The 17615-nt window shown below is 60.1% G+C and carries 18 protein-coding genes and 1 pseudogene; 4 read left to right on the top strand and 15 right to left on the bottom strand.

Annotation, left to right across the window (positions count from 1 at the left end):
- Positions 1-71 precede the first annotated feature (71 nt).
- Positions 72-674: a glutathione S-transferase family protein gene (locus tag EJA05_RS07660; protein WP_125857841.1), complete on the bottom strand. Its 603-nt coding sequence runs from the start codon at positions 672-674 to the stop codon at positions 72-74.
- Between the two features lie 146 nt (positions 675-820).
- On the opposite strand from EJA05_RS07660, the gene EJA05_RS07655 reads away from it, so the two are divergent.
- The gene (locus tag EJA05_RS07655; protein ID WP_125857840.1) at positions 821-2011 is read left to right on the top strand and encodes a benzoate/H(+) symporter BenE family transporter; all 1191 of its coding nucleotides are present in this window, start codon (positions 821-823) and stop codon (positions 2009-2011) included.
- 85 nt (positions 2012-2096) lie between these two features.
- On the opposite strand, the gene EJA05_RS28710 is transcribed toward EJA05_RS07655, so the two are convergent.
- The 3 genes and pseudogenes from EJA05_RS28710 to EJA05_RS07645 all read right to left on the bottom strand — a co-directional run bounded on the left by EJA05_RS28710 (position 2097) and on the right by EJA05_RS07645 (position 5549).
- Complete coding sequence (locus EJA05_RS28710) at positions 2097-2801, bottom strand: methyl-accepting chemotaxis protein (protein ID WP_374046942.1); 705 nt, start codon at positions 2799-2801, stop codon at positions 2097-2099.
- Positions 2802-3002: 201 nt separating this feature from the next.
- Positions 3003-3182, bottom strand: a pseudogene (locus tag EJA05_RS28705) (hypothetical protein); the annotation flags it as partial.
- A gap of 969 nt (positions 3183-4151) precedes the next feature.
- Positions 4152-5549, bottom strand: a complete 1398-nt coding sequence (locus tag EJA05_RS07645; protein WP_125857838.1) for an aminotransferase-like domain-containing protein — start codon at positions 5547-5549, stop codon at positions 4152-4154.
- A 121-nt stretch (positions 5550-5670) separates the two neighbouring features.
- Between EJA05_RS07645 and EJA05_RS07640 the strand changes: the two genes are divergently transcribed.
- Complete coding sequence (locus tag EJA05_RS07640) at positions 5671-6873, top strand: MFS transporter (protein ID WP_125857837.1); 1203 nt, start codon at positions 5671-5673, stop codon at positions 6871-6873.
- A 28-nt stretch (positions 6874-6901) separates the two neighbouring features.
- Here EJA05_RS07640 and EJA05_RS07635 read toward each other — a convergent pair whose 3' ends face one another.
- On the bottom strand, positions 6902-7663 hold the full coding sequence (locus EJA05_RS07635; RefSeq protein ID WP_125857836.1) for an SDR family oxidoreductase: 762 nt from the start codon (positions 7661-7663) through the stop codon (positions 6902-6904).
- Positions 7664-7841: 178 nt separating this feature from the next.
- Between EJA05_RS07635 and EJA05_RS07630 the strand changes: the two genes are divergently transcribed.
- Positions 7842-8843: an NADP-dependent oxidoreductase gene (locus EJA05_RS07630; RefSeq protein WP_125857835.1), complete on the top strand. Its 1002-nt coding sequence runs from the start codon at positions 7842-7844 to the stop codon at positions 8841-8843.
- A gap of 37 nt (positions 8844-8880) precedes the next feature.
- Here the strand turns inward: EJA05_RS07630 and pyrF are convergent, their stop codons facing one another.
- Positions 8881-9582, bottom strand: a complete 702-nt coding sequence (gene pyrF / locus EJA05_RS07625; RefSeq protein ID WP_110992544.1) for an orotidine-5'-phosphate decarboxylase — start codon at positions 9580-9582, stop codon at positions 8881-8883.
- A 183-nt stretch (positions 9583-9765) separates the two neighbouring features.
- On the opposite strand from pyrF, the gene EJA05_RS07620 reads away from it, so the two are divergent.
- The gene (locus EJA05_RS07620; protein WP_110992543.1) at positions 9766-9933 is read left to right on the top strand and encodes a DUF2897 family protein; all 168 of its coding nucleotides are present in this window, start codon (positions 9766-9768) and stop codon (positions 9931-9933) included.
- Between the two features lie 59 nt (positions 9934-9992).
- Here EJA05_RS07620 and EJA05_RS07615 read toward each other — a convergent pair whose 3' ends face one another.
- The 9 genes from EJA05_RS07615 to EJA05_RS07575 form a co-directional block, all read right to left on the bottom strand.
- On the bottom strand, positions 9993-10319 hold the full coding sequence (locus EJA05_RS07615; protein ID WP_125857834.1) for a ComEA family DNA-binding protein: 327 nt from the start codon (positions 10317-10319) through the stop codon (positions 9993-9995).
- Between the two features lie 294 nt (positions 10320-10613).
- On the bottom strand, positions 10614-11507 hold the full coding sequence (gene rfbA, locus EJA05_RS07610) for a glucose-1-phosphate thymidylyltransferase RfbA (protein WP_125857833.1): 894 nt from the start codon (positions 11505-11507) through the stop codon (positions 10614-10616).
- On the bottom strand, positions 11504-12565 hold the full coding sequence (gene rfbB / locus EJA05_RS07605) for a dTDP-glucose 4,6-dehydratase (RefSeq protein ID WP_125857832.1): 1062 nt from the start codon (positions 12563-12565) through the stop codon (positions 11504-11506). The genes rfbA and rfbB overlap by 4 nt, the downstream gene beginning before the upstream one ends.
- Positions 12562-13689, bottom strand: a complete 1128-nt coding sequence (rffA, locus tag EJA05_RS07600) for a dTDP-4-amino-4,6-dideoxygalactose transaminase (protein ID WP_125857831.1) — start codon at positions 13687-13689, stop codon at positions 12562-12564. The genes rfbB and rffA overlap by 4 nt, the downstream gene beginning before the upstream one ends.
- A 57-nt stretch (positions 13690-13746) precedes the next feature.
- On the bottom strand, positions 13747-14505 hold the full coding sequence (locus EJA05_RS07595) for a class I SAM-dependent methyltransferase (protein ID WP_125857830.1): 759 nt from the start codon (positions 14503-14505) through the stop codon (positions 13747-13749).
- The gene (locus tag EJA05_RS07590; RefSeq protein WP_125861266.1) at positions 14502-14924 is read right to left on the bottom strand and encodes a GtrA family protein; all 423 of its coding nucleotides are present in this window, start codon (positions 14922-14924) and stop codon (positions 14502-14504) included. The genes EJA05_RS07595 and EJA05_RS07590 overlap by 4 nt, the downstream gene beginning before the upstream one ends.
- A complete protein-coding gene (locus EJA05_RS07585; RefSeq protein ID WP_125857829.1) occupies positions 14924-15631 on the bottom strand; it encodes a WbqC family protein in 708 nt (235 codons plus the stop codon). Before EJA05_RS07585 ends, EJA05_RS07590 begins: the two co-directional genes overlap by 1 nt.
- Entirely contained in the window at positions 15628-16308 is a 681-nt protein-coding gene (locus EJA05_RS07580; RefSeq protein WP_125857828.1) for a formyltransferase family protein, read from the bottom strand. The genes EJA05_RS07585 and EJA05_RS07580 overlap by 4 nt, the downstream gene beginning before the upstream one ends.
- Positions 16298-17242, bottom strand: a complete 945-nt coding sequence (locus EJA05_RS07575; protein WP_190306037.1) for a glycosyltransferase family 2 protein — start codon at positions 17240-17242, stop codon at positions 16298-16300. Before EJA05_RS07575 ends, EJA05_RS07580 begins: the two co-directional genes overlap by 11 nt.
- Between the last annotated feature and the right edge of the window lie 373 nt (positions 17243-17615).

Below are 17615 nucleotides of genomic sequence, written 5' to 3'. Positions count from 1 at the left end.
GGCCATCGCGGGGCAAGCCCGCTCCCACGCTAACCAACCGTGGGAGCGGGCTTGCCCCGCGATAACTCAACTCAATCCACCATCGGCACATGCCGCGGATGGCTGGCCACTCGATCCAGCCAGGCTTGCACCGCCGGATAGGCAGAAAGATCAAACCCGCCCTGATGCGCCACATGGGTGTAGGCATACAACGCCACGTCGGCAATCGAATACTGGTCGCCGACCAGGTACGGCGTCATCTCCAGCTGCTTGTTCATCACCTTGAGCGCCTTGTAGCCGCCCTTGTGCAGCCCCTTGTATTCCTCCAGTCGCTCGTCCGGCAACCCCAGGTAGAACTGGATGAACCGCGCCACTGCGATATACGGCTCATGGCTGTATTGCTCGAAGAACTGCCACTGCAGCACCTGGGTGCGCAGGCGTGGCTCGCTGGGCAGGAACTCGCTGCCATCGGCGAGGAAGTTCAGGATGGCGTTGGACTCCCACAGGCACGTGCCATCCTCCAGTTTGAGCACCGGCACCTTGCCATTGGGGTTCATGGCCAGGAACTCGGGGGTTTCGGTCTCGCCCTTGAGAATATCCACCGCCTGCCACTCGTACGGGCGGCCCAGCAAGCTGAGCATCAGCTTGACCTTGTAGCAGTTGCCCGATTGGTAATCGCCATACACCTTGTACATCGCCCCTCCCCTTTCACGCAGTTGCAGAACCGTGGCCAATAGTTGGCGACTGTACGGCTAAATGCAATGCCTGCTGTATGGCAAGGATCAAGCCATGGCACGGTAGCCTGAAAAAAATGCTTACACCTGTACAAGGAATTCACCCTATGACCGATGCCACCACCGTGCCCCTGCGCCCGCTGGCAGACAGCTCCCCCTCGGCGGTAGTCGCCGGTTTCATCGCCATGCTCACCGGCTACACCAGCTCGCTGGTGCTGATGTTCCAGGCCGGCCAGGCGGCAGGCCTGACCAGCGCGCAGATCTCGTCGTGGATCTGGGCGCTGTCGATCGGCATGGCGGTGTGCAGCATCGGCCTGTCGCTGCGCTACCGCACGCCGATCACCGTGGCCTGGTCGACGCCCGGCGCGGCACTGCTGATCACCAGCCTCGGTGGCGTGAGCTACGGCGAAGCCATCGGCGCCTACATCACCTGCGCCGTGCTGGTGCTGATCTGCGGGCTCACCGGCAGCTTCGAACGGCTGGTCAGGCGCATTCCCGCGTCGCTGGCCTCCGCCTTGCTGGCGGGCATCCTGTTCAAGATCGGCAGCGAGATCTTCGTCGCCGCCCAGCACCGTACCCTGCTGGTGCTGGGCATGTTCTTCAGCTACCTGCTGGTCAAGCGCCTGTCGCCGCGCTACTGCGTGCTGGCCGCGCTGCTGGTCGGCACCGCGCTGTCCGGCGCGCTGGGCCTGCTGGACTTCAGCGGCTTCCAGCTCGAGGTAGCCACCCCGGTATGGACCACGCCCAGCTTCTCGCTGGCGGCGACCATCAGCATCGGCATCCCGTTGTTCGTGGTGGCGATGACCTCGCAGAACATGCCCGGGGTCGCCGTGCTGCGCGCCGATGGCTACCAGGTGCCGGCCTCGCCGCTGATCACGGCCACCGGCTTTGCTTCGCTGCTGCTGGCGCCGTTCGGTTCACACGGGGTCAACCTGGCGGCCATCAGCGCGGCCATCTGCACCGGGCCGCACGCCCATGAAGACCCGCGCAAGCGCTACACCGCTGCGGTCTGGTGCGGGATCTTCTACGGTATCGCCGGTACCTTCGGCGCCACCCTGGCGGCGCTGTTCGGCGCCCTGCCCAAAGAGCTGGTGCTGTCGATCGCCGCGCTGGCGCTGTTCGGGTCGATCATGAATGGCCTGAGCGTGGCCATGGGCGAGGTTCGCGAGCGTGAAGCGGCACTGATCACCTTCATGGTGACGGCATCGGGGTTCACCTTGTTCTCGATCGGGTCGGCGTTCTGGGGGATTGTGGCGGGGGTGCTGACCTTGCTTATCCTCAGCCAGCGCAAAGGCTGACAACGCTATCGCGGGGCAAGCCCGCTCCCACACCAGTCCACTGCGTGGGAGCGGGCTTGCCCCGCGATAGGGTCACCACAGGCAATCACAGTCGGAAATGCCCCACCATCCCCTTCAGGTCATCCCCCAGACGCGCCAGCTCGACGCTTGAGCGGGCGTTGTCCTCCATCGCCAGCGCCGCCTGATCGGCGCTGCCGCGGATCTGCGTGACACTTCGGCTGATCTCCTCGGCCACCGAGCTTTGCTGCTCGGCCGCCGCGGCGATCTGCTGGTTCATCTGCTGGATCAACGACACCGCCGCGGCAATGCTGCCCAGCGCACTTTCAGTCTGCAGCGCATCGGCCACCGCCAGGCGCACCAGCTCGGTACTGCCCCGGATCTGTGTCACCGACTGCTGGGCATTGCCACGCAGGCTGGCCACCAGGCGCTCGATCTCTTCAGTGGACTGACGGGTACGCCGCGCCAGGGCGCGCACTTCATCGGCCACCACGGCGAAACCACGCCCCTGCTCACCGGCGCGAGCGGCCTCGATGGCGGCATTGAGCGCCAGCAGGTTGGTCTGCTCGGCGACACTCTTGATGACCTCCAGCACGTCGCCGATGGTATGGATCTCGGCACTCAGGCTGTCGATCCCGCAGCTGGCGGTCTCGGCGGCGGCGGCGAGCTGCTCGATGCGCTGCATGCTCTGGCGCACCACCAGCTGGCCGGACTCGACCTTGTCGTCGGCGGCCTGGGCCGCTTCGGCCGCCTGCTCGGCATTGCGCGCCACATCATGCACGGTGGCGGTCATCTGCTGCATGGCGGTGGCCACCTGCTCGGTCTCGTCCTTCTGGCTGCCGACTTCACGGTTGGTCTGCTCGGTCACGGCAGACAACGCCTGGGCGCTGCCGGCCAACTGCTCGATGCCCTGTTGCAGGCCGCTGACTACACCGGACAAGCCCTCGGCCATCTGCTGCATGGCCTGCAACAACTGCCCGACCTCGTCACTGCGTGGCGTCTCGGCCTCGATGGCCAGTTCACCGGCGGCGATGCGCCGGGCACGGATGATCACCCGCTTGAGCGGCGCGACCACCGCACGGGTGATCAGCCAGGCCGCCAGCACCCCGACCAGCAGCGCCAGCGCGGTGGCGGCCGCGATGGCCACGGCATTGCGCGCTAGCTCGGCCTGCATCGCCTGTTCCTGTGCGTTGTAGGCCTGGTCGACCCGCGCCGTGACCTGTTCCGCGCGGGCCTGCAACTGGGCCTTGATGCCTTGTTCCTGAGCCAGCAGGTCGGTGTATTCATTGAGTTTGTCGGAGAAGCTGGCGATATGCCCGGCCACCTCGCCCAGCACGCTCTGGTAACCGGCATCGCTCACCGCGCCCTTGAGCTGCTCGACCAGGCTGGCGGCCTCCACTGTCTGGGCAATGCGCCCCTGCTCCACCTCGCCGCCCTTGCGGCTTTGTTCCAGGCGCACCCGGGCTTCGTCCATGGCCTGCAGCATCAGCCGTGACACCTGCGCCACCTGGCCGGCCTGTTCGAGAAACTCGCCGCCCTGCTGGCCTTGCGACTGCTTGAGGGTGTAGGTGCCGTCATCGGCCAGGCCGGCCTGCAGCACATCGAGGTTGTTGGCCACGCTGGACACCGACCAGCTGGCCATGTCCAGCGCCAGCTCCTTGCCCTGTACCGCCTGGACGAACTGGTCGAACGCCTGGCCGTAGGCGCCGAGTTCGCCTTCGGTCGAGGCCAGCCCCGGCAGGCCACGGGCACGCTCGACCAGGCCCTGGAGGCCAGCGCGCAGCGCATCGGCTTCGCTGATATCGGAGCGCAGGGCAAACGCCTGCTCGTGCTGGCGCAGGCGCAGCAGGTCGGTATTGAACTGGGCCATCTGGCGCAAGCCGTCGAAGCGCTGGCCTACGCTGAACAGCGCGTATACGCCGATGGCCGCCACCAGCAGCGTCAGCAGCAGCACCAAGGCAAAGCCCAGGCCGAGCTTGCGGGCCATGCCCAGGTTGGCCAGAACACCGTGCTTGGTCACCGCCATCACCGATTCCCCTCTAGCTTGTCGGGCTTTTCCGAAAGGCAAGAGTGACAATCGCAGCGGCCACCTCACAAGAGCCTGGCGCCAGAATGGTGTCATTTAGCTATGAACGTGTCGCTTTCAGGCCGCTGGAGGTCGCCCCGCGCGTCGGAGGAACGCCTGGGCGCGGACGTCCTGTCCGTAGGCGACATTGATGCGCAACCAGTCACAAGCCCGCCCCTGGGGGTCGAAGGCGCTGCCGGGCGTGAGCAGCACGGCATGCTCCAGGGCAAGGCGCTCCAGCCCGGCAAAGTCGCGCCCAGGCGAGCGGGCCCAGACGAACATGCCGCCACAGGGTTCGCACAACACCTCCCAGCCCCACGCCTCCAGCTGCCCGAGGAGCCTGGCCATGTGCTGCCCCAGGCGCACGCGCAGGCGCTGGATGCTCTTGCGGTAGCTGCCATTGGCAAGCATCTGGCCGATCACCTGTTCGGCAAAGCGGCAGGTGCCGATGCCGCTGACCATCTTCAACTCGGCCAGGCGGGCGATCAGCGACGGTTCCGCAACCAGGTAGCCCACCCGCAGCGAACTGCTGAGGGTTTTCGAGAAGCTGCCCAGGTAGATCACCCGCTGCTCGCTGTCGAGGGTGGCCAGGCGGGTGGCCGGGCCTTCCTGGAAGTCGGCATAGAGGTCGTCCTCGATGATCCGCAGGTCATGCTCGCGGGCCAGCTCCAGCAGGCGATAGGCGACCTTGGGGGTCAGGCTGGTGCCGGTGGGGTTCTGGTACAGGCTGTTGGTGAACAGGCAGCGTGGCCGGTGCTCGACCAGCAGCCGCTCGAGTTCGACAACGTCTGGCCCCGTTGGCGTGCGCGGCACTTCGAGCATCCGCACGCCGTGCTGGCGCAGCAGGTTGAACAGGTTGTAGTAGCCGGGGCGCTCCACCAGCACCGTGTCGCCCGGCGCCAGCAGGGTGCGCACCAGCAGGTCGAGGGCATGGCTGATGCCCTGGGTAGTGAGGATGCGCTCGGGCTCGGCGTTGATGTCGAGCCGCGCCAGGCCCTTGTGCAGTTGCAGGCGCAGGCTGGCCAGGCCCAGCGGCGGGCAGTAGTCGAACAGCGCCTCGGGCTCGCCCCGGCTGACCTGGCGCACGGCCTGCGCCAGTTCCGCCTCGGCGCGCCAGGCCACCGGCAGCCAGCCGCAGCCGAGCTTGAGCAGCGCCTCATGGCCTTCGCCGAACAAGCGCCAGCTGCCATCGATGGCCTCACCCCAGGCGCTGCCGGCATCCGCCTGCTGCCCCGGCTTGCGTTCGGCAACGAAAAACCCGGCACCGTGCCGCGCCACCAGCCAGCCGCTGGCCACCAGGCGGTCGTAGGCCTCGATCACGCAGGACGCGCTCACCGCCTGGGCCTTGGCCAGGGTGCGGATCGACGGCAGGCGGGCGCCGGGGCGCAGGCGTTGCTGTTCGATCCAGGCTTGCAACTGTTCGGTCAGTTGCTGGACCAGGGGCGTTGGCCGCAGGCGATCAAGATTCAGGTGCATGGCAAGTGTTCGCTGATTTCAGGCGAACAGTTAATCACAAATGCCTGGGGACTGTGCCTTGTTGGGCAACCTCATAGTCTCGATGCTGCCGACAGACACTCCACCCTTTGACGGATGCCCCATGCCCACCCGCCATGCCCCCGCCCTGCTGGCCTTCGCGCTGTGCCTGATCACCCTCGCGGTGAACCTGCAGGCACCGCTGTACATCACCTACGCCGAACTCGCCGGGCGTGGCGCCGCGGCCACCGCCGTGGCCTTTTCCGGCTATGTGCTCGGCGTACTGCCGGTGCTGCTGGCCCTTGGCGGGCTGGCCGACCGGGTCGGGCGACGCCCGCTGATCATCGCCGCCCTGGCCCTGTCGATGCTCGCCACGCTGATCATGCTGCTGTTCCCAAGCCTGGAGGCACTGGGTGCCGCGCGCATGCTCCTGGGGCTGGGTACCGGGCTGGCATCGGCTACGGCCACCGCGTACATGGGCGAACTGATGGCGGGCAGCGACAGCGGCCGCGCCGCCAGTTGGGTCACGGCCAGCACCTCACTGGGCTTCGGCCTGGGCGCGGCGCTGACCAGCCTGTGCCTGCTGCGCGGGCCCACCCTGGCACCGGCAAGCTTTCATCTGCAACTGTTGCTCGCGGGTATCGCCGTGCTGTTGCTGTGGCGCCTGCCCGACCCACGCCCGGCGCAGCGCAGCGCCATGCTTCGGCTGCCCTGCTACCCCGCCGGTAGCCTGGCCTATGGCATGGCGATCCTGCTCGCCTGGGCCTGTGTCGGCCTGGTGATCGCCTTGCTGCCGGGGATCCTGCGCCAACACGGCCTGAGTGCCTGGTCGGGGTTCTCGACCTTTTGCGTGATCAGTTGCGGGCTGCTGTTCCAGCCCATGGCCCGCCGCCTGCCAAGCGCCCAGGCCACGCTGCTCGGGTTGCTGATACTGCCTTGCAGCTATGGGTTGCTGGCCTGGGGCGCCGACAGCGGTCAACTGGCTGGCGTGCTGCTGGGCGCGATTGCCGCCAGCAGTGCCTGCTACGGCTTCATCTACTTAGGTGGCTTGGCTGCGGTGAACCAACTCGCCGGCAGCGAGAAGACCCGGGCCAGTGCCGGGTTCTTCTTGCTGGCGTATCTGGGGTTCAGCCTGCCGGTGATCTTTACCGGCTTGCTCAGCGACAGGTTGGGGTCGCGCCTGGCGCTGAACGTATTCGGCACGGTGTTGCTGCTGGGGTGTGCGGGGGTGGCGTGGCGGTTGTGGATAACCTTGCCGGCCCGTTCGCGGGTAAACCCGCTCCCACAGGAATCGCGCAGCTGTTTGAATGGCGAGCAAGATAATTGATCCCGCCCGCCCAGCGCTGACCGGACAATCAGATCGCCAGTGCACCGCCATCGACGGTCAGGCTGTGCCCGGTGGTGAAAGCGGCGCCATCACTGCACAGGTACAGCACCGCGCTGGCGATCTCCTCGACCTTGCCGATGCGCCCAACCGGATGCATCGCCGCGGCGAACTCAGCCTTGCGCGGGTCGGCCTCGTAGGCGCGGCGGAACATATCGGTGTCGATCACCGCCGGGCACACCGCGTTCACCCGGATGCCCTTCTTCGCATACTCGATCGCCGCCGACTTGGTCAGGCCGATCACCGCGTGCTTGGACGCGGCATAGATGCTCATCTTCGGCGCCGCCGACAGGCCCGCCACCGAGGCGGTATTGACGATCGCGCCACCGCCTTGGGCCAGCAGCAGCGGCAACTGGTACTTCATGCACAGCCACACGCCCTTGACGTTGACGCCCATGATGGCGTCGAACTCGGCCTCGCTGCCCTCGGCCAGGCGGCCCTTCTCGATCTCGATACCGGCATTGTTGAAGGCGTAGTCCAGCCGGCCGTAGGCCTGCATGGTCTGCTCGTGCAACTGGCGCACATCGCTGTCGCGGGTCACGTCGCAGGCGACGAACAGGGCCTCGCCACCCGCCTCGCGGATCAGCGCCACGGTGGCTTCACCGCCGGCCGCGTCCAGGTCGGCCACCACCACTTTCAGCCCTTGGGCAGCGAACGCCTGGGCTGTCGCCCGGCCGATACCCGCCGCACCACCGGTGACCAGGGCTACCTGGCCGGAGAACGTCATGCTCATCACTGGCTCCTGCATGGAGAAATTGAGTCGAGGCTGAGTCTAGTCAGCCCTCCTGCCGGCTGGGCAGCATCATCAGGGGCACGGTTGGACTACTATCGTTTGCGGTGATTTTGCGTGACGCAGTACATAATCACAGCCGATCATCAGCCACCTTTTACCCTGTTCAGGAGAATCCGCCATGCCCCAGACCAACCGCCGTTTCCTGCTGGCAAAGCGTCCGGTCGGCGCCGTGCGCCGCGACGACTTTACCTTCGAGCAGGTGCCGGCTGACCAACCCGGCGCGGGCCAGATCCAGGTGAAGAACCTGTACTTGTCCCTCGACCCGGCCATGCGCGGCTGGATGAATGAAGGCAAGTCGTATATCCCGCCAGTAGGCCTGGGCCAGGTGATGCGTGCCCTGGGCGTGGGCGAAGTGGTTGCCTCGCAGCACCCGGACTACAAGCCCGGTGACCACGTCAGCGGCGCTCTGGGCGTGCAGGACTATTTCACCGGCGAACCCCAGGGCCTGCACAAGATCGACCCACGGCTGGCCCCCCTGCCCCGCTATCTCTCCGCTTTGGGCATGACCGGCATGACCGCCTACTTCGCCCTGCTCGACGTCGGCCAGCCCAAGGACGGCGACACTGTGGTGATCTCCGGTGCCGCAGGCGCGGTGGGCAGCATTGCCGGGCAGATCGCCAAGCTCAAAGGCTGCCGTGTGGTCGGCATCGCCGGCGGCGCGCAGAAATGCCAGTACCTGCTCGACGAGCTGGGCTTCGACGGCGTCATCGACTACAAGGCCGAGGACGTGCTGGCGGGCCTGAAGCGTGAATGCCCGAAGGGCGTGGACGTCTACTTCGACAATGTCGGCGGCGATATTCTCGACGCGGTGCTGTCGCGCCTGAACTTCAAGGCGCGGGTGGTGATCTGCGGCGCCATCAGCCAGTACAACAACAAGGAAGCGGTCAAAGGCCCGGCCAACTACCTGGCGCTGCTGGTCAACCGTGCGCGCATGGAAGGTTTCGTGGTGATGGACTACGTCAAGGAGTACGGCAAGGCCGCACAGGAGATGGCCGGCTGGCTGGCCAGCGGCAAGGTGAAGAGCAAGGAGGATGTGGTCGAGGGGCTGGAAACCTTCCCAGAGACGCTGCTCAAGCTGTTCAGCGGGGAGAACTTCGGCAAGCTGGTGTTGAAGGTCTGAAACCCCGGGGCTGCAAGGCAGCCCCGGCCGGCTCGAATCAGCCGCGAATTTCGGCGACCACGGCGGCCAGCGCCTGCGCCGGATCCGCCGCCTGGCTGATCGGGCGACCGATCACCAGGTAGTCGGAACCTGCATCCAGCGCCTGGCGCGGGGTCAGGATCCGGCGCTGGTCGTCCTGGGCACTGCCCGCCGGGCGGATACCCGGGGTGACCAGCTGCAGCGACGGGTGCGCGGCCTTCAGCGCCGGAGCCTCCAGCGCGGAGCACACCAGGCCGTCCATCCCGGCCTTCTCGGCCAGTGCCGCCAGGCGCAATACCTGCTCTTGCGGTTCGATATCCAGGCCAATGCCTGCCAGGTCCTCACGCTCCATGCTGGTCAGCACGGTCACGCCGATCAGCAGTGGCTGCGGGCCGCTGCGCTTGGCCAGTTCCTCACGGCAGGCCGACATCATGCGCAGGCCACCGGAGCAGTGTACGTTGACCATCCACACGCCCATTTCGGCTGCAGCCTTGACCGCCATCGCCGTGGTGTTGGGGATGTCGTGGAACTTGAGGTCGAGGAACACTTCGAAACCCTTGCTGCACAGGGTCTCGACAATCCCCGATGCACTGCTGGTGAACAGTTCCTTGCCGACCTTGACCCGGCACAGCGCCGGATCGAGCTGGTCAGCCAGCTTCAGGGCGGCGTCACGGGTAGGGAAATCCAGGGCGACGATCAGGGGCGTCTGGCAGGCGGACATGGGCGAGGTCTCTTGGCAAGTCGTAAACGGCGCGCATTGTAAACGAAGTGGCAGGGCCTTTGGGGGCCGCGGGTCATGAGAATTGGCCTGGCAGTGGGCCACTCCTATAATTGAACCATCGCACACTGCCATGGTTCGAATGCCATGCAGGTGCTGTCATCTTCAGTTTGCAGGAGAACACCGATGCCTTGGTATGCCTGGTTGATACTCATTGTCGCCCTTGGCTCGATCGTTGGCGGGCTGATGATGCTGCGGGATACGGCGAAAAAACTGCCGTTGACCGAGGAGCAGTTGAAGAAAGTTCACGAGCGCAATGCCGAGGCGGATGCCAAGGATGCGCAAGACCGCTGAAATAAGCGCTGTCGTCATCAAGAGCCGACCAGCCGGGTGCCGATCGGCTCCAGCCACCTTTACTCGACCATCAGCTTGTCACGATTGCGCTCCAGCAGCGCTTTGCCTATGCCCTTTATCTCCAGCAGTTCATCCACGGAGGTGAACGGCCCGTTGGCCTCACGGTAGGCGACGATGGCCTGTGCCTTGGCCTGGCCGATGCCGTTCAGCGCTTTTTGCAGGGTTTGCGCATCGGCCGTGTTCAGATCTACCTGGCTGTTTGCCGACTGGGCCGGCGCCACTGCAGGCACCGGCTCGGCAGGCATGCTGGTGGGGGCAGCGCTGAGCGAAAAGGACAGGCAGGTAAAAAGCGGGAGCAGCAGATACGACAGGACAGTGTTACGCATGGGAAGTCACTCCTTGAGGCTTATTGAAAGGCAACGTTTCCTTGGTTGCCCTGCTACCGTAGATGGCCGTGCTGGCTTGGGCAAACTGCTCGAGGAGTGAAAATTTTACGAAATGAAACTGGTGCTTGGACGCACTTGGCCTGCTCAGCTACACCAGACTCCCCGCTGCAGATCTTTCTATGGGCTGAAGCGGAGAACTGGGTGACAAGGTGCGATGCACGTAGCCTACAGGCATTGAGGCTTTAGCCCTCAGACTCGCTGCTGAACCTGGCCTCGAGTCTTAGTATGTGATGTTTACCAGCCAAAACTCAGTCCGCCATCAGCCAGCAAACTCATCAGATACTGCCCGTAACCGGTTTTCGCCAGCGGCTTAGCCAAACTCTCAAGCTGAGAGTTGTCTATCCAATTCTGTCGCCAGGCGATCTCCTCAGGAACAGCCACCTTGAATCCTTGCCTGCGCTCGATCGTCGCAATGAAATGCGACGCTTCCAGCATGGAGTCGTGGGTACCAGTGTCCAACCAGGCAAACCCACGACCCATGACTTGAACGTTTAGTTTATCGGCATGCAGGTAATGGAGGTTAACATCAGTAATTTCCAGCTCCCCGCGGTGCGAGGGTTTTACCTGCTTGGCTATCTCCACTACATCGCTGTCGTAAAAATACAGTCCGGTCACTGCATAACGCGACTTAGGTGTAAGAGGTTTTTCTTCGATACTCTGGGCTCGGCCATTTGCATCGAATTCAACCACTCCATAGCGTTCTGGGTCACTCACCGGGTAGGCAAAGACGCTGGCCCCCTGCACCTTGCGATCCGCCTCACGCAGAAGCTCTTTCAGCGCATGCGCGTAGAAAATATTGTCTCCCAGCACTAATGCACAGGGCGCACCGGCCAGGAAAGACTCCCCGATGATGAAAGCCTGAGCCAAGCCGTCTGGCGATGGCTGCACAGCATAGGAAAGCGACAGCCCCCATTGGCTACCATCCCCTAACAACTGTGCAAAACGCGGCGTGTCCTGCGGCGTGGAAATGATCAGAATTTCACGAATACCCGCGAGCATCAACGTGGTCAGCGGGTAGTAGATCATCGGCTTATCGTAGATCGGCAGCAACTGCTTGGAGATGGCCAATGTGGCTGGGTGAAGTCGGGTGCCGGAGCCGCCGGCCAGAATGATGCCTTTGCGCTTCATGCGTGTTCCTCGTAATGCATTTGAATCCATTGGCGATAGGTACCGCTCTGAACATTAGCAACCCAATCGGCGTTGGCCAGATACCACTGGACAGTCTTTCGAATACCGGTTTCGAACGTTTCGGCTGGCCGCCAGCCCAACAACCGCTCGATCTTGCGCGCGTCGATGGCATAACGCCGATCATGCCCCGGCCGATCGCTAATGTGCGTAATCAGACGCCGGTAACTGCCATTCGCGTCAGGCTGAAGTTCGTCCAACAGATCACATAACGTATGCACGATTTCAATGTTGGGTTTTTCATTCCATCCGCCAACATTGTAAGTCTCACCGGGCACGCCCGCTTCCAACACCCTGCGGATTGCAGAACAATGGTCTTTCACATACAGCCAGTCACGTACTTGCATGCCATCGCCATAAATGGGCAATGGTTTTCCCGCCAGTGCGTGAGTGATGACCAAGGGGATCAATTTTTCCGGGAAATGGTAAGGCCCATAATTGTTCGAGCAATTGGTAGTGATTACCGGAAGACCGTAGGTATGGTGCCAGGCACGAACCAAATGGTCGCTTGCCGCCTTACTGGCCGAATAAGGGCTATTGGGTTCATAGGCGCGCGTTTCGACAAAAGGCGCGTCATTCGGCCCCAGTGACCCATAAACCTCATCAGTGGAAACATGCAAAAAACGGAACGCTGCACGGTCAACCTCGGTCAACCCCTGCCAATAGTTACGCGCAGCTTCAAGCAACGTATAAGTCCCATCAACATTGGTGCGCATGAATGCTTCCGGTCCATGGATGGAGCGATCAACATGGCTTTCAGCAGCAAAATGCACAATGGCTCGGGGCCGGTAACGCGCCAACAAATCATCCACACCGGTCCGATTGCAGATGTCGTCATGAACAAAGACATGACGCTCATCTCCCTTTAGGTCGGCCAGGTTTTCCAGGTTTCCAGCGTATGTAAGCGCATCGAGGTTGATGATCGGTTCATCGCAATGGGCAAGCCAATCGAGCACAAAATTGGACCCGATGAAACCCGCCCCCCCAGTAACAAGAATCATGCTAAAACCTCAAAAGCTGCAGCGATGACAGTATCAATATGCTCGTCGAGCCCAACCCACAATGGTAAACGGACCAATCGATTGGATTGAGCGTCGGTATGCAACATTTCACCATGAGCTCTTCCAAGCACCCGCCCTGCAGGCGCCGAGTGTAATGGTACATAATGGAAAACCGAACTTATCTGCCTGAGCTTCAATGCTTCGATAAATGCAGTGCGCGCAGCAAGGTCCGGTAACAACAGATAATACATATGCGCATTATGATGACAGTGATCCGGCATGCTGGGACGACGAACCATACCCGCACGTTCCAATGGAGCAAATGCAGCGTGGTAACGCTGCCACAACGCCAGACGCTGGTGGGTAATATCGTCGGCCGCCTCCATCTGTGCCCACAGGAACGCCGCAATCAGCTCCCCTGGCAGAAAGCTGGAGCCGAGGTCACACCACGTATATTTATCAACCTGGCCGCGAAAAAACTGGCTGCGGTTAGTACCCTTCTCGCGAATGATCTCCGCCCGCTGCATGAGCTCTGAATCATTAATCAGCAGGGCACCGCCCTCACCCGAAATAATGTTCTTGGTCTCGTGAAAACTCAGGCACCCCATATGGCCGATCGACCCAAGCGGACGCCCTTTGTAGGTCGCCATAATGCCCTGCGCGGCATCCTCGATCACGATGAGCTGGTGGCGCAGAGCGATACCCATGATCGTATCCATCTCGCAAGCCACGCCGGCATAATGCACCGGAACAATTGCCTTCGTTCGGGGAGTGATTGCCGCCTCGATCAACTGTTCATTAATGTTCAGCGTGTCGGCGCGAATGTCGACAAACACCGGAACCGCACCACGAAGCGCGAAAGCATTGGCCGTTGACACAAAAGTGTACGACGGCATGATGACTTCGTCTCCGGGCCCCAGGTTAGCCAGTATGGCTGCCATCTCAAGAGCTGCGGTGCAGGAATGAGTAAGCAGAGCCTTGGTCGCGCCTGTGCGAGCCTCTAGCCACCGGGAACAGTGTCTGGTGAACACGCCATCGCCGGCCAGGTGACCATTGCTGTGGGCCTGGGAGATATACCAGAGCTCTTTGCCTGTCATGTGAGGCTTGTTAAAGGGAATATTCATGTTTGTTCCAAAGTATCTTCAACGTGTTTTCCATGGGCGCCCATCCATCAAGCGACCTCAAGCCTTCCGCCCCACCACAAGAAGCGAGCCACCTGCTGGAAAACGCAGACCAAGACGGAGCAACACACGCTCGACATTCATAACGGATTCAAGCACCGCATTCAGCCAGCGCGGGATCTTGAACTCGCTCATCGGATCGATGACCTGATTTCTGGCACGGAGCCGGGAAAGCCACATCAACGGAAGCAGCAAGCTGACAAATGACGAGACGTATTGAACACGTATGCCCGCCTTTTCGACTTTTGCGACTATTTCTGGCCTTGAGTATCTCCGCACGTGGCACGCATATTCATCGACTTTCGACCACAGCCACGCGTGCTGAGGTACCGTAATAAGCAACACGCCACCGGAGGTTATTGCGCGAGCAAGGTTTTCAATGACCTTTTCATCTTCCTCGATATGCTCTAGCACGTCGAAAGCACCGATGACGTCGAACCGCTCCACGTCCGACATTATTGTCGCGTCCAACTGCTGAAAACTGGCAGTCGGTACGCGTTGACGCGCAAATTCCAAGCCTTCCTCAAAATATTCGGAGCCAAAAATATTTGCTTCTTTGTAACGCTCGCTCACAGCTTCCAGTACAAAGCCCGTGCCACACCCGACTTCAAGGAAACTATTAATTCTGGCGCAGTAGCGTTCCATTACCCAAAGGATCAAAGCGTTTCTGGAACGAAACCACCAGTTTTGGCGTTCATGCTGCGCAAGCTCGACGAATGCCGAAGGTGAAAAATACACATGCTTTGACTGTTCGCTCATCTGAAACCGTCGCTCATTTTTTTTTGAGTCATCTCGACAGCATCCATTTTAAACACCCAACATTTCTGGAGTACAAAGATAAAAGCCGCCACAACAAAAACCATCACCGCTTGCACCCAAGCGGGTGACCATTGCAAATTATCGACACATACTGAAAGAGCTACAAAATTTATAATGTAGCCCAAAATATAAATCAGCACGTAGCGTGCAAACGTTTTTCCGTGCCCCCCGGCATAACGAAACGACCAACGCTTATTTAGCACGAACGTTTGAAATACACCGATCGCATACACCATGGTCATGGCGACCTTGTGCCCCACTCCCGCCGTATTGAGGAGCAAATACAGGAGGTAACCTATTGCATTGGCGGAAAAACCAACGACGCCATAACGAATCAACTGTTTAGCTGTATTCCCCATCACGTCAAAGGTCCCTCACGCCAACCCCAAATATACCAAGGTGCATCTGGCCCAACGTTGAACAGTAGATCCAGTATCGACACACCGTGTTCGAATGGTGTAAATCGTTGGGGGTACTCCGGGTACCCTGAGTAGTCTTTCCACACAAGCTCGATGCCCGCAGTATTAAAACAAAGGGGATCAATATAGCTTTTGGCAGCAGGCCCGGAAATGTATCGTTTGGCGCTCAAAGCATCTAGCAACCCGAGCAATCTAATTTGTTTCTGACCCACGCATGGATAATCTCGGGAATCCTTGAAAGTCGTCCGAGCACCCAAGAAATTACTCGCAACATACCTTATCAAGTACTGATTCATATCGGACAAGCTCGACCAGGTTTTCCCAAGATAAAAATCCTCAAAAAAATCCCTGTACGTCGTAAAATGCGGAGCCCGTTGATAGCACTGCAACAACGTCCGCCAATGCTTTTGCTGCCACCACGAATCATTGAGCTCGACCTCACAAACGAGGCGACTTATATCCGAACCCGTAGGAACCGTAAGCCAAGATAGGCCTCCAGCAGACTGAATCTTGTTCCTGTTTCGCCAATCATTTTTCGTATACTGCACATCATCATAGAAAACGAAAAAATCTGAATCATTGATGAGATCAAAATAGCCCTTCCACGGAATATAATTGGACTGCAGTATGCAAACTGTATCGTTCACTTCAATGCACTCCAAAAATCTTCAAAAGCCAATTCTTCTGGCAAGGGTAACCCAGGACTGACCAGCACGGTTCTACCCTCGATGCACAGCGCTTGCCCACTCCAATCAGGAGTGAGCTGATTGGCAAGAATGCGCAAGGCATTCAGCAGTGCAATACAACCGGCACGAAACTCAATATTCATTAAGCGTTCGAGTTCATCATCGGGTGTCATCGGGAAAGCCACCTGCACCACAGGCCTGCCCGCATCTACCTCGGCAGTAACCTTGTGCACCGTCACCCCTCCCAAACAGACCCCGTAGTCCATGGCCGCCTTGACCGGCGCTGTGCCGATCTTGCCAGCAAAAGCAGGCAAAAGGGAGTAATGAGTGTTAAGCATCTTGTTCTCGAACGCCGCAACGAATTGCTCATTGAGAACTTTGTGAACGGTCGTAACTATCACTTCCGGGTTAATAGTCAAAGCAGTCCGCAGCAGCGAGGCCTGCCTATCTTCCTTGAAGTCAATGCAGAAAACCTGCAAATCGTGCTGACGTGCATACTCACTGGCCGGGCATTCCCTGTCGGTGATAACGGCAATTTTCTGCCAGGCGGGTAACCAACCACGCAAGATGGCTTGGTGTACAAACCGTAGATTGCCTCCGCCACCAGAACACAAGAAAAGCAGTGTCTTATCGGACATGTTTGCCACCCTCTTCAGCCGTTGAACGTCCTACTAGGTACAACGGCTTGCGAGAGGACTTGAAATTCATCCGTCCCAGGTACTCCCCGAAAATACCCAACATCAACAGTTGGACACCCCCGAAAAAAAGAATTGCAGCCATGATCGAGGCGAAACCGGATACCGAAATACCCCCAAACCAGTATCGAAGGAAGATTGCCGATAACCACCCCATACCCATCAGGAAAGCAAACAAACCGAGCCATGACGCCATTCGCAGTGGCAAATCTGAAAAAGTGACAAAAATATTGATCGTATGGGTGACTAGTTTCTTCAGGGTGTAATTGCTAGCGCCGTGCGCGCGCGCGCTATGCGCAACATTGACTGAGGCGCAACGATTGGTAAGCCAGGATAGATAGCCATCTACAAAAGGAAAAGGTGAGTCGAACCGCTGCAGCTCCCGAGCCAAATCTCCACGAATCACTCGAAAGCTGGTGTATTCATAGTTGAGTGAAGGAATGGCCTTGTTGAAAAGCCAACGTGCAGCTGAAGAAGTCGCATTTCGCCAGGCCTTGTGGCTACGCTGCGGATAGATCCCATACACGAGATCATGCCCCTCCATCGCCTTTCGATAGAGCTCGACAAGCGACTCAGGCGCTTGCTCAAGATCGTCATCCAATGTCGCGACCCAACGCCCCTTGCTGTGGGAGAGCCCGCAGATCGTGGCAGCGTGCTGGCCGAAATTTCGGCTCAGTTGAAAACCTCGAACTCGCTTGTCATCATCCGCAATGCCACGAATGACTCCCCAAGAACCATCGCCCCCGCAGTCTTCAACGAAAATTATTTCGAAAGTAAGCCCAGCCGACTCAAGGCTGGCCACCAGTCGCTGCCAAAGCGTGACCAACGTCTCCTTGGATCGATAGACTGGTATAACCACAGAAATGTCAATTTTCAACAAAAAACTCCAGCGATAGCACATGCGTTACGTAGGATCGACACCAACCATGCCTAGTGCCCATTAGTCTTAGCGTGCATCTGTCCAACCTTGAGCAGAACAGGCAGGCTCAAGAAACCTCTACTTAAAATGTGGATTGCCCAATCTTACATATCGAAATTCAACATCAAAGCCGGCTCCATACCCACTTTCATGCAACACCTTCGACACCATCTGACGTTGACAGCTACCACAACCCAGCGCACGTATCATCACGCAAGATGCTGTCATGCTCATGCCAGACGAGCACGGACAGTACCGACACAGTGCATAAACTGTCCACAGTTTACCTGCTGGCACCAATCGCGTCAGCAAAGCAGCCCCTTTTTCCAGC

It is taken from the genome of Pseudomonas oryziphila, assembly GCF_003940825.1.
Classification (GTDB): domain Bacteria; phylum Pseudomonadota; class Gammaproteobacteria; order Pseudomonadales; family Pseudomonadaceae; genus Aquipseudomonas; species Aquipseudomonas sichuanensis.
This window is presented reverse-complemented; position numbering and strand designations above follow the sequence as displayed.

What these genes read in the sequence shown, in the direction of transcription:
- rfbB (WP_125857832.1), bottom strand. Translation starts at nt 12,565, where the DNA reads ATGATTCTTGTTACTGGGGGGGCGGGTTTCATCGGGTCCAATTTTGTG.
- EJA05_RS28710 (WP_374046942.1), bottom strand. Translation starts at nt 2,801, where the DNA reads ATGACCGCCACCGTGCATGATGTGGCGCGCAATGCCGAGCAGGCGGCC.
- EJA05_RS07615 (WP_125857834.1), bottom strand. Translation starts at nt 10,319, where the DNA reads ATGCGTAACACTGTCCTGTCGTATCTGCTGCTCCCGCTTTTTACCTGC.
- EJA05_RS07595 (WP_125857830.1), bottom strand. Translation starts at nt 14,505, where the DNA reads ATGAGCGAACAGTCAAAGCATGTGTATTTTTCACCTTCGGCATTCGTC.
- EJA05_RS07660 (WP_125857841.1), bottom strand. Translation starts at nt 674, where the DNA reads ATGTACAAGGTGTATGGCGATTACCAATCGGGCAACTGCTACAAGGTC.
- rffA (WP_125857831.1), bottom strand. Translation starts at nt 13,689, where the DNA reads ATGAATATTCCCTTTAACAAGCCTCACATGACAGGCAAAGAGCTCTGG.
- rfbA (WP_125857833.1), bottom strand. Translation starts at nt 11,507, where the DNA reads ATGAAGCGCAAAGGCATCATTCTGGCCGGCGGCTCCGGCACCCGACTT.
- EJA05_RS07630 (WP_125857835.1), top strand. Translation starts at nt 7,842, where the DNA reads ATGCCCCAGACCAACCGCCGTTTCCTGCTGGCAAAGCGTCCGGTCGGC.
- EJA05_RS07590 (WP_125861266.1), bottom strand. Translation starts at nt 14,924, where the DNA reads ATGGGGAATACAGCTAAACAGTTGATTCGTTATGGCGTCGTTGGTTTT.
- EJA05_RS07620 (WP_110992543.1), top strand. Translation starts at nt 9,766, where the DNA reads ATGCCTTGGTATGCCTGGTTGATACTCATTGTCGCCCTTGGCTCGATC.
- EJA05_RS07635 (WP_125857836.1), bottom strand. Translation starts at nt 7,663, where the DNA reads ATGAGCATGACGTTCTCCGGCCAGGTAGCCCTGGTCACCGGTGGTGCG.
- EJA05_RS07645 (WP_125857838.1), bottom strand. Translation starts at nt 5,549, where the DNA reads ATGCACCTGAATCTTGATCGCCTGCGGCCAACGCCCCTGGTCCAGCAA.
- EJA05_RS07580 (WP_125857828.1), bottom strand. Translation starts at nt 16,308, where the DNA reads ATGTCCGATAAGACACTGCTTTTCTTGTGTTCTGGTGGCGGAGGCAAT.
- EJA05_RS07655 (WP_125857840.1), top strand. Translation starts at nt 821, where the DNA reads ATGACCGATGCCACCACCGTGCCCCTGCGCCCGCTGGCAGACAGCTCC.
- EJA05_RS07640 (WP_125857837.1), top strand. Translation starts at nt 5,671, where the DNA reads ATGCCCACCCGCCATGCCCCCGCCCTGCTGGCCTTCGCGCTGTGCCTG.
- pyrF (WP_110992544.1), bottom strand. Translation starts at nt 9,582, where the DNA reads ATGTCCGCCTGCCAGACGCCCCTGATCGTCGCCCTGGATTTCCCTACC.